The sequence below is a fragment of the Microbacterium ureisolvens genome, assembly GCF_019511645.1.
GTDB classification, from domain to species: Bacteria; Actinomycetota; Actinomycetes; order Actinomycetales; family Microbacteriaceae; genus Microbacterium; species Microbacterium ureisolvens_A.
The window spans coordinates 377,555-396,364 of record NZ_JAEUAX010000003.1 but is presented as its reverse complement, the minus strand read 5'-3'; the positions used below and the strand labels follow the sequence as shown (position 1 = coordinate 396,364).

At 70.6% G+C, this 18,810-nt stretch carries 14 protein-coding genes; 6 read left to right on the top strand and 8 right to left on the bottom strand.

Annotated features, from left to right (window positions below; genetic code table 11):
* Window positions 1-43 precede the first annotated feature (43 nt).
* A complete protein-coding gene (locus JNB61_RS08375; RefSeq protein ID WP_220339316.1) occupies window positions 44-1,741 on the bottom strand; it encodes a formate--tetrahydrofolate ligase in 1,698 nt (565 codons plus the stop codon).
* A 57-nt stretch (window positions 1,742-1,798) separates the two neighbouring features.
* The gene (ddaH, locus tag JNB61_RS08370) at window positions 1,799-2,563 is read right to left on the bottom strand and encodes a dimethylargininase (RefSeq protein WP_220290306.1); all 765 of its coding nucleotides are present in this window, start codon (window positions 2,561-2,563) and stop codon (window positions 1,799-1,801) included.
* 173 nt (window positions 2,564-2,736) lie between these two features.
* Here ddaH and JNB61_RS08365 point away from each other — a divergent pair, with 173 nt between their 5' ends.
* Entirely contained in the window at window positions 2,737-4,215 is a 1,479-nt protein-coding gene (locus tag JNB61_RS08365) for an APC family permease (protein WP_220290316.1), read from the top strand.
* A complete protein-coding gene (locus tag JNB61_RS08360; protein WP_220339315.1) occupies window positions 4,212-5,105 on the top strand; it encodes a universal stress protein in 894 nt (297 codons plus the stop codon). Before JNB61_RS08365 ends, JNB61_RS08360 begins: the two co-directional genes overlap by 4 nt.
* 65 nt (window positions 5,106-5,170) lie before the next feature.
* Here JNB61_RS08360 and JNB61_RS08355 read toward each other — a convergent pair whose 3' ends face one another.
* Both JNB61_RS08355 and JNB61_RS08350 read right to left on the bottom strand, forming a co-directional pair.
* On the bottom strand, window positions 5,171-6,964 hold the full coding sequence (locus JNB61_RS08355) for a glycoside hydrolase family 3 protein (RefSeq protein ID WP_220339314.1): 1,794 nt from the start codon (window positions 6,962-6,964) through the stop codon (window positions 5,171-5,173).
* The gene (locus JNB61_RS08350; RefSeq protein ID WP_220339313.1) at window positions 6,964-8,268 is read right to left on the bottom strand and encodes an MFS transporter; all 1,305 of its coding nucleotides are present in this window, start codon (window positions 8,266-8,268) and stop codon (window positions 6,964-6,966) included. The genes JNB61_RS08355 and JNB61_RS08350 overlap by 1 nt, the downstream gene beginning before the upstream one ends.
* Before the next feature lie 178 nt (window positions 8,269-8,446).
* Between JNB61_RS08350 and JNB61_RS08345 the strand changes: the two genes are divergently transcribed.
* Window positions 8,447-9,697 (top strand): TetR/AcrR family transcriptional regulator, encoded by a 1,251-nt coding sequence (locus JNB61_RS08345; RefSeq protein WP_308289202.1) that lies wholly within the window; start codon window positions 8,447-8,449, stop codon window positions 9,695-9,697.
* A 15-nt stretch (window positions 9,698-9,712) separates the two neighbouring features.
* Here JNB61_RS08345 and recQ read toward each other — a convergent pair whose 3' ends face one another.
* The gene (recQ, locus tag JNB61_RS08340) at window positions 9,713-11,725 is read right to left on the bottom strand and encodes a DNA helicase RecQ (RefSeq protein ID WP_220290326.1); all 2,013 of its coding nucleotides are present in this window, start codon (window positions 11,723-11,725) and stop codon (window positions 9,713-9,715) included.
* Window positions 11,726-11,937: 212 nt separating this feature from the next.
* Window positions 11,938-12,474, bottom strand: a complete 537-nt coding sequence (locus tag JNB61_RS08335) for a DUF1697 domain-containing protein (RefSeq protein ID WP_220290328.1) — start codon at window positions 12,472-12,474, stop codon at window positions 11,938-11,940.
* 154 nt (window positions 12,475-12,628) lie between these two features.
* Between JNB61_RS08335 and JNB61_RS08330 the strand changes: the two genes are divergently transcribed.
* A complete protein-coding gene (locus JNB61_RS08330) occupies window positions 12,629-13,507 on the top strand; it encodes an SDR family oxidoreductase (protein ID WP_220339312.1) in 879 nt (292 codons plus the stop codon).
* Window positions 13,508-13,531: 24 nt separating this feature from the next.
* Here JNB61_RS08330 and JNB61_RS08325 read toward each other — a convergent pair whose 3' ends face one another.
* Entirely contained in the window at window positions 13,532-16,216 is a 2,685-nt protein-coding gene (locus JNB61_RS08325; RefSeq protein ID WP_308291231.1) for a DEAD/DEAH box helicase, read from the bottom strand.
* 162 nt (window positions 16,217-16,378) lie between these two features.
* Window positions 16,379-17,236 carry an SGNH/GDSL hydrolase family protein gene (locus JNB61_RS08320; protein ID WP_220339311.1) on the bottom strand — a complete coding sequence of 286 codons (858 nt, stop codon included), beginning with the start codon at window positions 17,234-17,236 and terminating at the stop codon, window positions 16,379-16,381.
* A 213-nt stretch (window positions 17,237-17,449) separates the two neighbouring features.
* Here JNB61_RS08320 and JNB61_RS08315 point away from each other — a divergent pair, with 213 nt between their 5' ends.
* Both JNB61_RS08315 and JNB61_RS08310 read left to right on the top strand, forming a co-directional pair.
* Entirely contained in the window at window positions 17,450-17,770 is a 321-nt protein-coding gene (locus JNB61_RS08315) for a GNAT family N-acetyltransferase (RefSeq protein ID WP_220339310.1), read from the top strand.
* Window positions 17,771-17,784: 14 nt separating this feature from the next.
* On the top strand, window positions 17,785-18,771 hold the full coding sequence (locus JNB61_RS08310; RefSeq protein ID WP_308291230.1) for a pirin family protein: 987 nt from the start codon (window positions 17,785-17,787) through the stop codon (window positions 18,769-18,771).
* Window positions 18,772-18,810: the final 39 nt, after the last annotated feature.

The following is an 18,810-nucleotide window of genomic DNA, read 5'->3' as shown; positions in this document are numbered from 1 at the left end:
CTCGACGCCCTGCCGGCGCTCCCGCACCGCCCGCGAGGGCGGCTCAGAAGAGCCCGACGATGCGGCCCTGGTCGTCCACGTCGATGGAGTTGGCCGCCGGCACCGCGGGCAGGCCCGGCATCGTCATGATGTCGCCGCAGATCATCACGACGAAGCGCGCCCCTGCCGCCAGTCGCACCTCGCGGATGTCGACGACGTGGCCCGTCGGCGCGCCGCGCAGCTTCGGGTCGGTCGAGAACGAGTACTGCGTCTTCGCGACGCACACCGGGTAGCCGCCATAACCCTCGTCCTGCAGGCGCGTGATCTGCGCGCGGACAGCGGTCGACGCGGTGATCTCCGACGCCCCGTAGATGCGCGTCGCGATCGCGCTCATCTTGCGCCACAGCGTCGCGTCATCCGAGTAGGTGAAACGCAGAGCGGATGCCTCGTCCCCTGTCTCCGCCGCACGCTCGTCGCACAGCCGCACGACCTCGCGCGCGAGGTCCTCCGCCCCGGCGCCGCCCTCGGCGAAATGCTTCGCGACGACCGCCGTGACCCCGACGGACTGGGCGGCCGCGACGAGCGCCGCGGTCTCGGCATCCGTGTCCTCCGCCCGATGGTTGATCGCGACCACCGTGGGGATCCCCCACGTCTCGCGCAACGTCTTCAGGTGGCGGATGAGGTTCGACGTGCCGCGCTCGAGGGCCGCGACGTCCGGGAGCGCCAGGTCGGCGACCTCGACACCACCGTGGTACTTCATGGCGCGCACAGTGGCGACCACCACCGCGACGTCGGGGCGCAGGCCGGTGGTGCGGCAGAGGATGTCGACGAACTTCTCGGCGCCGAGGTCGGCGCCGAACCCCGCCTCGGTCACGACGTAGTCGGCCATGCGCAGCGCGGAGTCGGTCGCGAGGTACGAGTTGCAGCCGTGTGCGATGTTCGCGAACGGACCGCCGTGCACGAACGCCGGCGTGTGCTCGAGGGTCTGCACGAGGTTCGGGGCGAGCGCGTCGCGCAGGATCGCGGCCATCGCACCGTGCGCCTGCAGGTCGCGGGCGCGGATCGGGGTGCGGTCGCGGCGGTAGGCGACGACGATCTCGCCGAGGCGCTCCTTGAGGTCGGCGAGGTCGGTGGCGAGACAGAAGATCGCCATCACCTCGCTCGCCACCACGATGTCGAAGCCGTCCTCGCGGGGGTAGCCGTTCGACGGGCCGCCGAGGCCGATCACGGCGTCGCGGAGCGCCCGGTCGTTGACGTCGAGCACGCGCCGCCAGGTCACGCGCCGCATGTCGATGCCGAGGGCGTTCCCGTGGTGCACGTGGTTGTCGATGAGCGCCGCCAGCAGGTTCGTCGCGATGGCGATCGCCGAGAAGTCGCCGGTGAAGTGCAGGTTGATGTCCTCCATGGGCACGACCTGGGCGTACCCGCCGCCCGCGGCGCCGCCCTTCATGCCGAACACGGGGCCGAGCGCCGGTTCGCGCAGGCAGATCATGGCGCGCTCGCCGATGCGGCTCAGCGCGTCGCCGAGGCCGACGGTGGTCGTCGTCTTGCCCTCGCCTGCGGGCGTCGGCGACACGGCGGTCATCAGCACGAGCCGCCCGCGCGGCTTCTCGCGGAGCGTCCGCAGATGCCGCAGCGAGACCTTCGCCTTGTACCGGCCGTAGGGCTCGAGCTCCTCGTCCGGGATGCCGAGCCGTTCGGCGATCCGGGTGATCGGCCGGAGTTCGGCCAGCTGTGCGATCTCGATGTTGCTCGTGGCCACGCTCGCTCCCCGCTGCGGGCCCCGTCGCCCGCCTCCGTCAGCCTATGCGGCTGGCGCTCACTCGTCGCGGACGCGCACCGAGAGGCACGTCACGCAGCCCTCGAGCTTCTCGAACTCCGTGATCGGCGTGGTGATGACCTCCAGCCCGCGCGACCGGTAGAGCTCGGCGGTCTCGGGAGCGTCTGCCGACATGAGCACAGTGGCATCGTCCAGCACGACGACGGCGGTGCCGTGCTCCTCGGGCACCGCGAGGAAGTCCGGGTAGGCGCCCGGGTCGTCGACAAGCGGCTCGAACCCGACGACGGTGCCGTCCGGAAGCGCGGTCACGCCGCTCTTGAGGTGCAGCACCTTCGACACGGGCACGGCGACGACGCTCCAGCCGCGCGGCGAAAGCAGGTCGCGCAGCTGCGCGATCCCCTCGTCGTTCGTGCGCAGCGTCCGCCCGACGTACACCGTGCGGCCGATCTTGAGCACATCGCCGCCGTCGAGCGTGCCCGGCAGCTCGATCGCGCGATACGGGATGCCGGCACCCTCCAGCGCCGACCGCGCGGAGGCGATCTCGCCACGACGGGACTCGGCACCCGGACTCGTCAGCACCGCGAGATCGCCGAACATGACCACGGCGTCCTCGATGAACACACCGTCGGCATGCTCATCCGCCGGGTCTACCTCGACGACCTCCCATCCCCGCCGGCGGAACACATCGACGTACGAGTCCCACTGGTGCTGGGCGAGCTCGGCGTCCACCGGCACGCGCTCGATGTGAGTGAGCTCGCCCTCCGCGAGACGGGGCGACGGGCGGCGGACGAGAAGGCGCGGCATGGGCGCAAGGCTACCGCCGCGACGCCGAGAGGCAGCATCCGTTCCCGACCTCTCGTCTGTGATCTCAGACTTCAGTCCTGCCGACAGGCCTATGCCGGGTGCGCCTCGCGCACCAGACTGGGGGGCACCCCCCGGGCGCCGTGGCCCGGGCCACACCCCGTGGGGAGTCCGATATGGCCGCACTCGGCGAGCAGCTCTTTCGACGCAAGCCCATCGTCATCCAGCAGAAGCACCACAAGGGCGAGGAGCTCGCCCGGAACATCGGGACCTTCCAGCTGATGATGTTCGGTGTCGGCGCGACCGTCGGCACCGGCATCTTCTTCGTGCTGAGCGAGTCGATCCCCGAGGCGGGGCCCGCGGTGATCATCTCATTCGTCGTCGCCGCGATCTGCGCCGGGCTCTCGGCGCTGTGCTACGCCGAGCTCGCGTCCGCCATCCCGGTGAGCGGGTCGACCTACTCGTACACGTACCACGCGCTGGGCGAGATCTGGGCGGTCATCATCGCGGGCTGCGTGCTGCTGGAGTATGGTGTCGCCGTCTCGGCGGTCGCGGTCGGCTGGAGCGGGTACTTCAACGAGCTGCTCGAGAACACCCTCGGATTCCGGCTGCCGGACGCGCTGTCGGTGTCGTTCATCCCCGGATCGGATGGCGCGGCGACCGGCGGCATCATCAACCTGCCCGCTGTCGTCCTCGTCGGCCTGTGCTGCCTGCTCCTCATCCGCGGGGTCGCCGAGTCGGCCACCGTCAACACGATCATGGTGCTCATCAAGCTGGGCGTGCTGGTGCTCTTCATCGTGCTCGGCTTCACCGCGTTCAACTCCGACCACTTCGAGAACTTCTTCGCGTTCGGCGCGGCCGGCATCAGCGCCGCGGCAGGGACGATCTTCTTCTCGTTCATCGGCCTCGACGCCGTCGCGACGGCGGGCGAGGAGGTGCGCAACCCCCAGAAGGCGCTCCCCCAGGCGATCATCGGCGCCCTCATCATCGTCTCGACGGTGTACATCCTGGTCGCGATCGCGGGGCTGGCCGCCGAGCCGGTGGAGTTCTTCTCGACCGAGGAGGCCGGCGAAGCGGGACTCGCGCAGATCCTGGAGAACATCACGGGCAACCCGATCTGGAGCACGATCCTGGCGGCCGGTGCGGTCGTCTCGATCTTCTCGGTGACGCTGGTGACGCTGTACGGCCAGACCCGCATCCTGTTCTCGATCTCGCGCGACGGCCTCGTCCCCCGCCGGTTCCTCAAGGTCAACGCCAAGACGATGACCCCCATCTACAACACGATCGTCGTCTCGGTGATCGTCGCGATCATCGCCGGGTTCGTTCCGTCCGACTACCTGTGGGACACCGTCTCGATCGGCACGCTGGTCGCCTTCAGCGTCGTGGCGCTCGCGGTCATCGTGCTGCGGCGCACGAAGCCCGACCTCGAGCGGCCCTTCCGGGTTCCGCTGTACCCGGTCGTGCCGATCCTCACCATCGCCGCGTGCGTCTACATCCTGTCGGGACTCGCGGCCATCACCTGGGTGATCTTCGGCACCTGGATCGCGATCGTGCTGCTTTACTACTGGTTCTACGGGCGCAAGCACGCGACGCTGAACGACTACACCTCCCCGGAGCAGATCGCGGAGCCGATCCACCCCGAGGACGAGACGTGACGTACCTCGTCGGCTACGGCCCGCGCCACGACGATCGCAGCGCGATCGAGCTCGCGTTCCAGTTCGCCCGATCGCACCCGGAGCCGGTGGTCGCGGTGTCGGTCGTCCCGCAGGGGTGGGGCACCCCGCTCGCCGGCGGCGTGGACCGCGAGTACGAGGACTGGGCCGCCGCCGAGGGCCGGCTGAGCGCGGAGCTCGCCCTGGCGGACTTCGCCCACCACCCCGGCATCCCCGCGGAGGCGGTGTGGGTCGCGGGCAGATCGGCGCCCGCGACGCTCATCGAGCAGGCGGTGGCACGGGACGCGCGGATGATCGTGGTGGGATCCGCCGAAGAGGCGGAGCCCGGCCGGGTCCGGCTGACCTCCAAGACCGACCGTCTCGTCCACTCCTCGCCGCTGCCGGTGGCCATCGCCCCGCGCAGCTACCGTACGACGAGCCCGGTCACGAGGGTGACCGTCGGCTTCCGGGACGACGACGCCAGCTGGTCGCTGCTCAACCGCGTCGCCGAGTTCAGCCGGGTCGCGTCGGCCAGGATGCGGCTGGTCACCTTCCTCGTGAACCCGTCGCGCAGCCCCGTCACCACCGACATCAGCCACGCGCAGACCCAGGTCATCGAGCTGTGGGCCGTGCAGGCCGCCGCCGCACAGCAAGAGGCGGCGGCGCATCTGAAGACCCTGGGGTTCTCGGACGACGAGCTCGACTACGGCATCGCCGCCGCCGGCGACTGGGGCACGGCGGTGTCGTCGGTCGGCTGGAGCGAGGGCGATGTCATGGTCGTGGGGTCGTCCTCGACGCACCGCCTGGCGCAGGTGTTCCTGGGCTCCAGCGCCTCGAAGATCCTCCGCAACGCACCCGTGCCCGTCGTGGTGGTGCCGGGCGCAGCCGACTGACAGGACGACGGATGCTGCGCCGCCAGGTCCGCACAGATCAGCGGCGCAGCATCCGTGTCGATGGGTCAGAGCGAGAGACCGTGGCCGAAGCGGAACAGCGGGTCGGCGGTGTCGAACGGTACGTCGGGGCGCGAGGCCTCGACCGCGGCCATCGAGCTCGGCACGTCGAACGGCAGCTTGCCCGTGGCGGGGGTCCCGCCGGTCAGCACGTCGAGCAGCGCGTCGGCGCCAGCTCCCCAGTTCGCCGTGACCGCGGCCGCGGCCTCGACGATCGGCCCGAGGATCGCGGGGCGATCGAGGAACACGTCCACGACGGTCGGCACCACCGCCGAGACCTCTCGCACGTGGGCGACGACCTCCTCGGGGAAGTCGAGAGAGCCGGCGTGGAAGAAGTTCTCGAACATCGAGGCGCGCTGCTCGTACGGCGCCTGCAGGCGCAGGATCGCGGCATCCGCCTCCGCCGGCGTGTCGACGACCTCGCCGAATCGCGCTGCGACCTCGGGCGCGATGCCCTCGACGTAGAGCTTCCCGCCGCGGCGCAGCGGCAGGGCGCCGTCGTTCGAGAGCACTGCGATCGAGGCGCGCTGCGCGGCCTCGCCGGCGGCGCGGAACTCGGGTGAGCCGACGATGGCGTCGGCCGCCTCGACATCGACGTACGGGTTCTCGAAGAGGCCGAGCTCGAACTTCTCGCGAAGCAGGCGACGCGCCGACACGTCGAGGCGCTCCTCGCTCACGCGACCGTCGCGCACGAGGCCGATGAGCAGCGACGGGTCGTGCTCACCGCCGAACTGGTCGGCGCCGGCGTCGAGGATCTTCACCATGCGCTCGGCGGGAGTCAGGTGCTCGACGCCCCAGGCGCGCGCGGCGAAGTCCGTGCCCATGATCGGCTGGTCGGTGATGAGGCCCCAGTCGGTGCAGACGATGCCGTCGAAGCCGAAGCGGTCGCGGAGGAGTCCGGTGAGCACGCCCTTGTTGAAGCCGAAGCCGACCTCCTCGTACTCGGTGCCGACCGGCATGCCGTAGTACGGCATGATCTGGCGCCCGCCCGCGGCGAAGATCTGCTCGAAGGGCTTGAGGTGCAGCTCGAACTGACCGCCGGGGTAGACCTGCTCGCGGCCGTAGTCGAAGTGCGGGTCCTCGCCGTCCTTCTGCGGGCCGCCGCCGGGGAAGTGCTTGGTCATCGTGCTCACCGAGCCCGGACCGAAGGACTCGCCCTGGAACCCCCGCACGTAGGCGGCACCCAGCTCGCCGGCGAGATCCGCGTCCTCCCCGAACGTCTGCAGCTGACGCGCCCAGCGCGACTCGGTGGCGAGGTCGACCTGCGGGTGCAGCGCCACGCGGATGCCCACGGCCGTGTACTCCTGGCGCGCGATGTCGCCGAAGCGCTGCACGAGCTCCGCATCCCGCGTCGCCGCGAGGCCGAGCGGCTCGGGCCACTGCGAGAACGGGCCGGCGAACATCGCGGCGCCCGGGTTGTCGCTGAACGAGTGGCGTGGATCCGTCGAGATCGACACCGGAATTCCCAGGCGAGTGGATGCTGCGAGCTTCTGCAGCTTGTTGTGCCAGGCGGCGATATGACCGGCCTTGGGCGCGACGCCCAGCAGGTTGAAGTGGTTCATGTGACGCCCGGCCACGTACTCGCGGTTGGACGGGATGCCGAAGGCGGAATCGCCCTCGGACAGCTCGCCGGCCTCGCCCATCACGATCATCGTCTGGAAGAAGAGACCCGCCTTCTCCTCCAGGTTCATCTCGGCCAGCAACAGCTCGACGCGTTCGTCGACCGGCAGGCTCGCGTCGAGCCATGGCCGGTTCTCGGGCGAGCCCGGGGCTGCAGCATCCGCCTTCAGAACGTCTGTCATCACTTCACTCCCTTGATGCGGTAGACGAGCACGGCGCCGGCGAGGGCGACGAGCGCGCCGAAGAGGTAGTACACGGTGTATCCGCCGAGGGCGGTGGTCGCGCCGATCGCGATGATGCCCGGGGCTATCGCGGGTGCGATCGACTGCGGCAGGGCGTTGGCGATGTTGAGCACGCCGAGGTCCTTGGCGGTGTCGTCGGGGTTGGGCAGCACCTCGGTCGCGAGGGCCAGGTCGACGGAGAAGAACGAACCCGCGCCGAGGCCGATGATCGCCTGCGCCACGACGAGCGTGGTCACGTCGGGGGCGAACGCGAGCAGCACGAGGCCGACCACCATGACGACGCCGGCGATCGCGACGAAGGGGCGGCGCTTGCCGATCTTGTCGGAGAGGATGCCGCCGATCGGCGACGAGATCATCATCGCCGCCATCGACGCGACGTTGGCGAGGAGGATCGTCTGGATCGCGGTCTGCTCGTCGAGCTGGAACTTCTCGGTCAGGTAGAAGGGCAGGAAGGTGGCGATGCCGGCGTAGCCGAACATCACGAGGAACTTCGTCAGCCACGTCCATCCGAAGTCCGGGTGCTTGACCGGGTTGAAGACGAACGAGCCGAAGAACTGGCCGATCGTGAATCTCTGCGCCGGCTTCTCGTCGAGGCGGCGGTCCTTGAGCACGAGCACGAACAGGACCGCGAGCGCCGTCGCGATCGCGGCGGGCACCACGAAGCGCGCGAAGTCGTCGGACAGGAACGTCACGAGGAACGAGCCGCCGAGGATGCCGAGCGGAGTGGTGATGCCGACGACGCCCGAGACCTTGCCGCGGCTGGCCAGCGGCACCTGATCGGGCAGGGTCGCGTTCGCCGCGGCGAGCACGGCGTTCATCGACGCCTGCACGATGCACCACGCGATGAGCACGACCCACACCGAGTCCGCGATGCCGATGAGCGCGAAGCCGCCGAGGCCGACGAGCGCGCCGCCGAGCACCCAGGGTCGACGCATGCCGAAGCGCGACGTCGTGCGGTCGGAGAGACGGCCGGCGAGAGGGTTGGCGATGAGCGCGAAGAAGGCACCCACACCCAGGACGAGACCGAGGTTCGCGGTCGCCTGCTCGGTGGTCGGCGAGATGTGCTGGATCTTGAAGGCCATCGACACCATCACCGGTGTCAGGAGCGCCAGGTAGACGCCGAAGTTCACCGCGGCGAGGCCGGGCGTGTAGCCGCGGGGAGTCTTGCCGGGCGTCGTGCCGGGCGCCTTGAAGCCGGTCGTGCCGGCGGCAGCAGCCATTGCGGCGGGCGACATCTCTGTCATCGGAGTCCTTTCTCGGGTGCGACGCGTGTCTGCTCCGACGCGCGTCCACGCACGAGCGTACATGAAACCAGACCGATTGGTAACTGAACTTCGACCGCTTGGTAATAGACGAGGATAGAATGGTGCACGGCGAGCGCAGAGAGGCGGGTTTCAGGTGACGACAGCTGCTCCTGGCGCCGTGCGCACCGCTCGCGCCGAGCAGACGCGCGCCGCGATCGTCGCCGCGGCGCACGACGCGTTCGTCACCCGCGGGTACCGCGCCACGTCGCTCCGCGACATCGCGGCCGCCGCGGGCATCAGCCACCCCGGCCTGCTCCGCCACTTCGCCACGAAGGACGAGGTCCTCGCCGCCGTCGTCGGCCTGTTCGAGCGCGACAACGAGACGTTGATGCTCGAGCGTCTGGCGGCCGAGGATCCCGGGACCCTCGCGTACAGCGAGCTGGCCCGTCGCAACCAGACCGTACCCGGCTACCTCGCGCTGTTCGCCGCACTGACCGGCGAGGCATCCACCGCCCGTCATCCCGCGCACGAGATCATGCGCGACCGGTACGCCCGCCTGCGCGAACTGTCGATCGACGCCATCGAGGAGGCGATCACGCAGGACACCGTGGCCGCTGACCGCGACGCCGCGGGCGAGGCCGTGCGCATCGCGGCCGCATGGGACGGGCTGCAGCTGCTGGCGCAGTACCTTCCCGAGCGCGTCGACATCGCCGAGACCCTCGAAACCTACGAGGAATCACTCGCGCTGCCCGTGGGCTGGCGCGACGCCGACGACCCGCCACCAGCGTCGACGGCTGCTCCGGTGCCGCCGCTGCCCTCATTCTCGACGACGGATGCTGCGCCCCCGGGTTACCGCGTGGGCCGCGAGCGCCGCGCGCTCATCATCGCCGGCGCCACGGCTCTCTTCGCCGAGGAGGGGTACGGCGACACCAGCCTGCGCGACATCGCCGAGCGGGTCGGCGTCTCGAAGTCGACGCTGCTGCACTACTTCGGGTCGAAGGAGGATCTCCTGAGCGCCGTGCTGAGCCACCGCGACCAGCAGATCGAGTCGCGCACGGACCACACGCCCGCCGAACGCGCGGCCGACGAGCTGCGGGGTCTCCCCCGCGGGGCTGTCATCGACGCGGCGACGGCACCCGGACTCATCGAGGTGTACGCGGTCCTGTCATCGGAGGCAGTGCCCGCCGACCACCCGGCGCACGCGTACTTCGAGCATCGCTTCCGTAGCGTCGTCGACCACTTCGCCGCGCTGTTCCGCGCCGCCCAGGCGGACGGCGATCTCCCCTCCCACCGAGATCCGGAGTTCGAGGCCCTCTGGCTCACCGCCCTGTGGGACGGCCTGCAGTACCAGTGGCTCTACGACCGTTCCTCGGTGGATGTCGCGGCCCAGCTGTCGGCCCACCTCGACGACGTGCTGCCGCGGGCCTGACGCGGCAGCACGGATTCAGGCGGCGGCGACAACCGCGAGCACGGCCTCGCCGTAAGCCTCGCGCTTCTTCGCGCCGATGCCCGAGACACCGTCCAGGTCGGCGAGACTCTCGGGCCGGCGCTCGGCCAGCGCGCGGAGCGTCGCATCGCCGAACACGATGTAGGCGGGCACGCCGAGCTCCTTCGCGACGCCGGCGCGCCACGCCCGCAGAGCCTCGAACAGGCCGGCGTTCGCCGGGTCGAGAGCTTCGGGAGCGGTGGTCTTGCGCACCCGTGCCACACCGCCGGAGCGGCCCATCACGTCGCGGCGCAGCGGCACCGGCGTCTCGCCGCGCAGCACGCCGCCCGCCGATTCGCCGAGCGCGAGGGTGCCGTACTCGCCGCGGGCGACGAGAACGCCGCGAGCCAGCAGCTGGCGGATCACACTGCGCCAGTCCTGGTCGCTGAGGTCGGCGCCCAGACCGTAGGTCGAGAGCTGGTCGTGACCCTGCTGACGGATGCGGTCGGTCGAGGCGCCGCGCAGGATGTCGACGAGGTGGCCCGCACCGAACGCCTGACCGCGCTCGCGCTGCAACCGCACGATGGTCGACAGCAGCTTCTGCGCCGGAACGAGGCCGTCCCACGTGTCGGGCGCCTCGAGGCAGGTATCGCAGTTGCCGCACGGGGCGGAGGCTTCGCCGAAGTAGGCGAGCAGGTTCTGGCGGCGGCATCCGACCGTCTCGCAAAGACCCAGCATGGCGTCGAGGTGCTGACCCAGCCGGGTCTTGAAGGCACGGTCGCCGGGCGACTGGTCGATCATGCGCCGCTGCTGCACGACGTCGCCGAGTCCGTACGCCATCCAGGCGACGGATGCCTCGCCGTCGCGACCCGCGCGACCCGTCTCCTGGTAGTACCCCTCGACGGACTTCGGCAGATCGATGTGCGCGACGAAGCGGACGTCGGGCTTGTCGATCCCCATGCCGAACGCGATCGTCGCGACCATGACCACGCCGTCCTCGCGGAGGAATCGGGACTGGTTCGCGGCGCGCGTCTCGGCCGGAAGACCCGCATGGTACGGCAGCGCATCGACACCCTGGGCGCTGAGGAACTCGGCCGTCTGCTCCACGGACTTGCGGCTCAGCGCGTAGACGATGCCCGCCGCACCCGACCCCTGAGAGCGGATGAACGCGACGAGCTGACGCCGCGGGTCGGACTTGGCCTCGATGCGGTACTGGATGTTCGGCCGGTCGAAGCTCGACACGAAGTGACGCGCCCGCGGCAGCTGCAGCCGGTCGGTCATCTCGCGGTGCGTCGCCGGTGTCGCCGTCGCGGTGAGAGCGAGACGTGGCACACCGGGGAACCGCTCGGCGAGGGCGCCCAGCGCGAGGTAGTCGGGCCGGAAGTCGTGGCCCCACTGCGATACGCAGTGCGCCTCGTCGATCGCGATGACGCTGAGCCTTCCGCGCGCGAGGAATCGCAGCGTCGCCTCGGTGTTGAGCCGCTCGGGCGCGACGTAGAGGAGGTCGAGCTCGCCCGAGAGGTAGGCGCGCTCGACGGCCGCGCGCTCCGGCGGCGCCTGCGTGGAGTTGAGGTACGCGGCGCGAACGCCGTTGGCGACCAGCGCGTCGACCTGGTCGTGCATGAGGGCGATGAGCGGACTCACGACGAGTCCGGTGCCCGCACGCACGAGCGCCGGCACCTGATAGCAGACGCTCTTGCCACCGCCGGTGGGCATCAGCACGACCGCGTCGCCGCCGGCGATCACATGCTCGACGATCGCGCCCTGCTCACCGCGGAACGCGTCGTACCCGTACACCTCGCGCAGCACGGTGCCCGCGTCGGCGCCGGTGAAGTCGCGACGCGGACCTGCTCCGGCGAACGGGTCGATCGACGTCGAGCCGCCCGCCAGCGGATCGGGCGGCGGCATCCATCCGTCCTCCGGCGGCGCCCACGAGTCGTCCGGCGGGGGCGCACGGTACTCATCGGCCGGCGGCGCCCAGGCGGGCTCCCACGCGAGGTCGGCGTACGGGTCGCCCTGGGGGGTGGTCACCTGTCCCAGGGTAGCCGCGGCATCCGACGCCCTTCCCCGCGCGCCCGCCACGGTGCACAACCTGAGCCGAACCTCTCTCACCGGGTCGTGTGGAGGAGCGGGCCGGCGTCCTCAGCTGAGGACCAGGGCCGGACTGAGGAGGGCGTCGCGTGGCGTGATCCTCATCTCAGCTCATGTCCTCAGATGAGGATCGAAGCGGCGCAGACGTGGACTCAGCACCACTTGTCGGCGATCGCCGTGATCACGTTGAGGTTGCGGTTGGTCGCGACGCCGAGGAGCTTCTCGGCCTTGAGCGCGTCGACCGAGCCGGCCTGATAGCCCGGGCCGAGAAGCGCATGCGCCGCGCGACCTGACACGACCATCTCGCCGGCTGCGGAGTCCAGCGCAGCGATCCGGGTCCGGCTTTCGGTGGACGGTTCCTCTTTGAGCAGATAGACGTAATGACGCGCGAGGCCCGGGTTCTCCGCCGTCAGCGCCGAAGCCTCGGCGGCGATCGCCTTCAGCTCGGCTGTCGTGAACACGATCGTGGGCACGTCGAACCCGCGATCCGCGGCGAACGCGTCCTCGAGGGTCTTCTCGATCTTCGCTCGCGAGCGCATCGGCGTCGTGAACCGCACATTGCCCGTGTTGATGTGGGTCTCGACATCGGTGAACCCGACGCTCTCGACCACGCGCACGATATCGGCCTTCGGGAACTTCCGGTTCGCCCCGAGGTTGATCGCACGCAGGAACGCCACGTATGTCGGCATGACGCCATCATCCCGGATGCCTCCTCCCATCGCATGCGGTAGCCTCGCCGTCATGCAATGCCTGTGACCCGCATCCGTCACCCTCCCGTTCGTCGCATTCCGCGCCGACACAGAATCACGGATGCCGCGTGCCGGCGTCCCGGAAAGGCATCGCATGTTCTCCTCCTCGTCGTCCCTGCCGCTCGCCGGCAAGACCGCTCTCGTCACCGGCGTCTCCCGCCGGCGGGGCATCGGCTTCGCCGTCGCCACCCGGTTCGCGCGCCTCGGCGCCGACGTCTTCCTCCACCACTACCGCCCGCACGACACGCGTCTGCCGTGGGGCGGCGACGACCTCGACGCCGTGCGCGAGGGCCTGCGCGCGGAGCTCGCCCCCGGGGCGCGGCTCGGCGACATCAGCGCGGACCTGCGGGACGCAGCATCCGTCCCCCTGGTCATCGAGGCCGCTCGTGCGCTGACCGGGCGGCTCGACATCCTGGTGTGCAACCATGCGCAGTCGGGCGACGACGGGTCGATCCTCGACATGACCGCCGAGCGGCTCGACGCGTTCTGGCAGACGAACACGCGCTCGACGCTCCTGCTGACGCGGGAGTTCGCGGCGCTGCACGCGGGTCCGCTCGATCCGGGGTCGCGTCCCGGCGAGCGCGTCGAACGCCGCGGTCCGTTCGCGGAGCCGACCGGGCGGGTCTTCTGGATGACGTCGGGGCAGATCCACGGCGCCATGCGGGGCGAGGTCGCCTACGCCACGAGCAAGGCGGCCCTCGCGGGCGTCACGAAGACGGTGGCGGCGGAGCTCCTCGACCTCGGCATCATCCTCAACACGATCGATCCCGGTCCCGTCAACACCGGCTACCTCGACGCTGAGACGACCGACCGGCCGCTGGACGAGATCGAGGCGTGGATGCGGTCGACGCCCTTCGGCCGCTACGGCGAGCCTGCCGATCCCGCCCGGCTCATCGGCTGGCTCGCGACCCCCGACGGCGCGTGGGTGGTGGGCCAAGTGCTCTCGACCGACGGCGGCCTCGGGCTCGGCTGACTCGGGGACGAACCGCGCACCCGTCTACAGCCGCACGACCTCCGTGACGCGCACCACCGCGGTGCCGGCCTCCTCCGAGGCCGCGAGGTCGACCACGCCGCGGATGCGCCAGTCGTGGTCACCCGCCGGGTCGTCGATCGTCTGCTCGACGCGCCACAGGCCGGAGGCCGCAGCATCCGTCTCGTCCACGGTCACGAGCCTGGGCGAGCGCGCCGCCCCGCCGGTCAGGATCTCGTCGTGATCGTCGAAGTAGGCGTCGAGCGCGGCCGGCCAGTCGACCTCGGGGTCGAGCTCGACGAGCTCCTCGTCGCGCTGCAGCGCAGCCAGCTGCACGCGGCGGAACAGCTCGTTGCGCACCAGCACGCCGAACGCACGCCGGTTGGTGAGCACCGACGGCGGGGCGGGCGGCACGACCGGTGCGTCGGGGTCGTCGGCGGGATTCACCAGCGCCTCCCACTCGTCGACGAGGCTCGAGTCCACCTGTCGCACGACCTCGCCGAGCCACGCGACCAGGTCGTGCAGGTCGTCGGTCTGCGCCTCGGCGGGCACGGTCTGGCGGACCGCGCGGTACGCGTCGGACAGGTACCGCAGCACGAGGCCCTCGCTCCGAGCCAGCTGGTACAGCGAGATGAGCTCCGAGAACGACAGCGCGCGCTCGAACATGTCGCGCACCACGGACTTCGGCGACAGCTCGAAGTCGCGCACCCACGGCTGGCTCGACGCGAACACCTCGTAGGCCTGACTCAGCAGCTCCTCGAGCGGCTTGGGGTACGTGACCTCTTCGAGCAGCGCCATGCGCTCGTCGTACTCGATGCCGTCGGCCTTCATCGCGGCGACCGCCTCGCCGCGGGCCTTGAACTCCTGTTGCGACAGGATCGGCCGGGGGTCGTCGAGCGTCGCCTCGATCACGCTGACGACGTCGAGCGCATAGTGCCCGGTGCCCGCGCCGCTCCCACGCCGTGGTGAGGCGGTCAGACTTCGCAGAACCGCGCCGTCCTCGGACGATTCCGGCGAGATCGTGCGAGCTTCGTCAGATTCTGCGAAGTCTGTGAGTCGCGAAGGCGTCGCAGACCGGTCCTCAGGGTCGAGCAGCTCGATCGCGGCGAGTGCGAACGGCGACAGCGGCTGGTTGAGCGCGAAGTTGGGCTGCAGATCGACGGTGAGACGGATCTGATTCCGGATGCCGGAGGCCGCGGCATCCGTCCCGCCCCCGCGGTCGACCTCGACGACCCCCGCAGTCACGAGCGTGCGGAAGATCGCGATCGCCCGTCGCGCAAGCTCATAGCGGCGGGCGCGCGGCTCGTGGTTGTCGAACACGAGGCTGCGCACGTTCGAGAACACGTCGCCGCCGCGCGCGATGACGTTGATGAGCATCGCCGCCGTCAACGAGAGCTGGGGCACGAGGGGCTCGGGCTCGGCCTCGACGAGGCGCTCGAACGATCCGATGCCCCAGTTGACGACGCCCGTCGGGGCCTTCTTTCGCACGATCTTCTTGCGCTTGGCGGGGTCGTCGCCGGCCTTGCGCAGCGCCGCCTCGTTCTCTATCTCCCACTCGGGTGCCATCACGACGACGGTTCCGGAGGTGTCGTAGCCGGCGCGACCGGCACGACCTGCGACCTGATGGAACTCGCGGGCTGTGAGCTGGCGCATCTTCGTGCCGTCGAACTTCGACAGGGCCGTGATGAGCACGGTGCGGATCGGCACGTTGATGCCGACGCCCAGCGTGTCGGTGCCGCAGATCACGCGCAGGAGCCCCCGCTGCGCGAGCGTCTCGACGAGGCGACGGTAGCGCGGCAGCATGCCGGCGTGGTGCACGCCGATGCCCGCGCGCACGTAGCGCGAGAGGGTGCGGCCGAAGGCGGTCGTGAACCGGAAGCCGCCCATCGCCTCGGCGATGGCGTCGCGCTGCTCACGCGAGACGATCCTGATCGACGACAGCGCCTGCGCGCGCTCCATCGCGGCCGCCTGTGAGAAGTGCACGATGTACACCGGCGCCTCGTTCGTCTGCAGCAGCTCCTCCACGGTCTCGTGGACGGGCGTCCGCGCGTACGAGAAGTGCAGCGGCACCGGGCGCTCGACGCCGGTGATGCGCGAGACGGGCCGGCCGGTGCGGCGCTCGAGATCTTCGGCGATCGAGGTGACATCGCCGAGCGTCGCAGACATCAGCACGAACTGCGCACGCGGCAGGAGCAGCAGCGGCACCTGCCACGCCCACCCGCGCTCGGGGTCGCCGTAGTAGTGGAACTCGTCCATCACGACCTGGTCCACCGCGGCGTCCGCGCCCTGGCGCAGCGCGAGGTTCGCCAGGATCTCCGCGGTGCAGCACACGATCGGGGCATCCGGGTTCACCGACGAGTCGCCGGTCACCATGCCGACGTTCGCGGCGCCGAAGATGTCGACCAGGGAGAAGAACTTCTCGCTCACGAGCGCCTTGATCGGCGCCGTGTAGTACGTGCGCCCGCCCCGCGCGACGACGGCGGCGTGCGCCGCGACGGCGACGAGCGATTTGCCCGTGCCCGTCGGCGTCGACAGGATCACGTGCGACCCCGACACGATCTCGATGACGGCCTCGTCCTGCGCCGGGTACAGCGCGAAGCCCTGATCCCCGGCCCACTCGACGAACGCGTCGTACAGGGCGTCGGCGTCGGGCGCCCCCGCGGGCGCGCCCGAGGCCTCGGCCGCGGCCCTGATGGTCTCGAGAAGCGTCACCGTCCGAGTCTGCCAGGTCGCAGTATGCGTCCTTCCTCGCTTCCGGCGACCGCGACGGCGTGGGGCGAGCCGACATATCGATGACGGATGCTGCGGCCCGCAGCATCCGTCATCATCTTCGGCCGCCCGTCTGCGGTGACGCCGGCGCCCCGCCGGTCGGTCTCAGAGCTTCGAGAGGATGACCTGCATGTACGCGGTATAGCCCTCGAAGGTCGGATGCAGGAAGCCGGCCGGATCGTTCACCGGGTCGGTCCCGAACCACGGGTCGTTCGGCGCCTCCGGCACGAGCTGCATGCCGTGCCCGGCGAACGCGTCGACCACGTCCGCGTAGACCACGTTCGCACCGGTCCCGGCGGCAAGTGCCACGGCGCCCTCGATGGCGGCGTTGAGGGCGTCCGTCGCGGTGTTCACGGCGACGACCAGGGAGCTGAGGGCCTGGCACACCTCGATGCTCAGGAATTCCAGACACAGTTCGAGATTCACCGGCTCGAGCAGATGCGGGTAGCCCGTGACGACGATCGTGGCGTTCGGCGCGCGCTGCGCGATCGCCCCGATCAGCATGGCGAGCGGTTCGACGAGGGCGGGCGCGCCTCCGATGGCTGCCTGGACCGCTGCCAGGCACGCGTTGAGGTCGCCGCCGTCCGGAACCGTCGCGCACTGCGCGTACACCTCGTCGAGGCCGAGGTCGTTCGCGCCGACGGTGAGCGTCACGAGCGTGGTGCCGCGGTTCACCTGCGACAGCTGGTCCCAGGTGTCTTCGATCGTGGCGCCGGTGCACGCGGCGTTGCGCAGCAGATTGATCCTCGGCACGTCGTCGAGCTGGGCGGCGTAGCCGCCGTCGGTCCGTGCGCAGGAATCGAGCGGCACTCCCCCACCCTGCCCCGCCGCGATGGAGTCGCCGAGAGCCACGTATTTCACAACGGCAGGCGGCTGTGCGGCCGTCGCGCTCGCCGCGCCGGCCCCTGCGAAACCGAGTCCGAGTGCCACCGCCGCGAGCGCGGCGAGAATGCGTCGTTTCATGATTCCCCTTCGAATCCTTGACCGGATCGACTCCCCCGAATCGAACCACGGGTGCATCGCCGTGCTCCTCGCCTGCCACGACGCCGCGGATGAGCCTGACGATAGACCTGCCGCCCCCTTCCCGCCAGGGGTGCGGCGTGCACGCACGTGCACGCGCGGTGGCGGAATCACGCCGCGCACACGTACGTTGAGAAAGACGACGAAGGGACCGAAGTGACCGAGACGCAAACGCAGACCATCGTGACCCGCAACGACGAGGACCGCCGCTACGAGGGGCACGTCGACGGGGTGCTCGCGGGATTCACCGTGTTCCGCATCGACGCGAAGGGCCGCCTGCACTTCCCGCACACGGAGGTCGACCCCGCATTCCGAGGCCGGGGCATCGCCCAGACGATCGTGGCGGAGGCGATGGCGGATGTCGCGCGCCGGGGCGAGACGGTCGTGCCGCACTGCCCCGTGGTGGCGAAGTACCTGCGCACGCACGAGGTGCCCGGGCTCACGATCGAATGGCCCGACCAGCCCCGCCCGGAGTGATCGGAGCCGCTGACGTGACCCGACTGGACGCCGACGACGCGGTCGCCACCGAATCCGCTGTCGAGTGCGCCGGCCCGCGCACCCTGCTGCTCGAGGCGAGGGAGGTGCCGCTTGGCGGCGTCCGCGCGATGTCGGTGCACCGGGCGCTGCCGCAGCGCGAGCTGCCGCTGGTGGGCGCGTGGTGCTTCCTCGACCGGTTCGGACCGCAGGAGACGCGCATGCGCGTCGAGCCCCACCCGCACATCGGCCTCCAGACGGTCACCTGGCCGTATCTCGGCGAGGTGCGCCATCGCGACTCCGTCGGCAGCGACGTGGTCGTGCGCCGCGGCGCGCTCAACCTCATGACGAGCGGCGCGGGGATCGCCCACTCCGAGTACTCGGTGGGTGAGGATGCCGCACCCCTCGACGCACTGCAGCTGTGGGTGGCGCTGCCCGAGTCGCGACGTCACGGGGGCCCCGCGTTCGAGCAGCACGCGGTGCTGCCCGAGCTGGAGCTGCGGCCGGCCGCCGGCGAGGCGGGCTCGGCGACGGTCGTGCTCGGCGAGCTCGCCGGCGTCGCCTCTCCGGCCACCGTGTACACGCCGATCGTCGGGGCCGAGCTGCGGATCCCGGCGGGCTCGACCGTGACCGTGCCACTCGACCCCGCCTGGGAGCACGCACTCGTCGCCGTGTACGGTGAGGCCCTGGTCCCCGCGGACGCCGGCGGCGCCGTCGTGGTCGACGCGGCGCACCTGCTCTACCTGGGCACGCACCGCGACGACGTCGTGATCTCGAGCCCCGCCGGCGCGACGCTGTTCCTCCTCGGCGGCGAGCCGTTCGAGGACGACGTCGTCATGTGGTGGAACTTCGTCGGCCGCACCCACGAAGAGATCGTCGAGGCCCGCGAGGCCTGGGAGTCGGGCGCCGACCGCTTCGGCCACGTCGTGGACCACGGGGATGAGCGCATCCCCGCCCCGCCGATGCCCGCCGTACGCCTTACCCGGCGCCGGCGCCGCCTGTGACGCGTGCGCGGCACACGTCTTCGGTGAACGGATGCTGCG

What these genes read in the sequence shown, in the direction of transcription:
- ddaH (WP_220290306.1), bottom strand. Translation starts at nt 2,563, where the DNA reads ATGCCGCGCCTTCTCGTCCGCCGCCCGTCGCCCCGTCTCGCGGAGGGC.
- JNB61_RS08365 (WP_220290316.1), top strand. Translation starts at nt 2,737, where the DNA reads ATGGCCGCACTCGGCGAGCAGCTCTTTCGACGCAAGCCCATCGTCATC.
- JNB61_RS08355 (WP_220339314.1), bottom strand. Translation starts at nt 6,964, where the DNA reads ATGACAGACGTTCTGAAGGCGGATGCTGCAGCCCCGGGCTCGCCCGAG.
- JNB61_RS08350 (WP_220339313.1), bottom strand. Translation starts at nt 8,268, where the DNA reads ATGACAGAGATGTCGCCCGCCGCAATGGCTGCTGCCGCCGGCACGACC.
- JNB61_RS08335 (WP_220290328.1), bottom strand. Translation starts at nt 12,474, where the DNA reads ATGCCGACATACGTGGCGTTCCTGCGTGCGATCAACCTCGGGGCGAAC.
- JNB61_RS08330 (WP_220339312.1), top strand. Translation starts at nt 12,629, where the DNA reads ATGTTCTCCTCCTCGTCGTCCCTGCCGCTCGCCGGCAAGACCGCTCTC.
- JNB61_RS08320 (WP_220339311.1), bottom strand. Translation starts at nt 17,236, where the DNA reads ATGAAACGACGCATTCTCGCCGCGCTCGCGGCGGTGGCACTCGGACTC.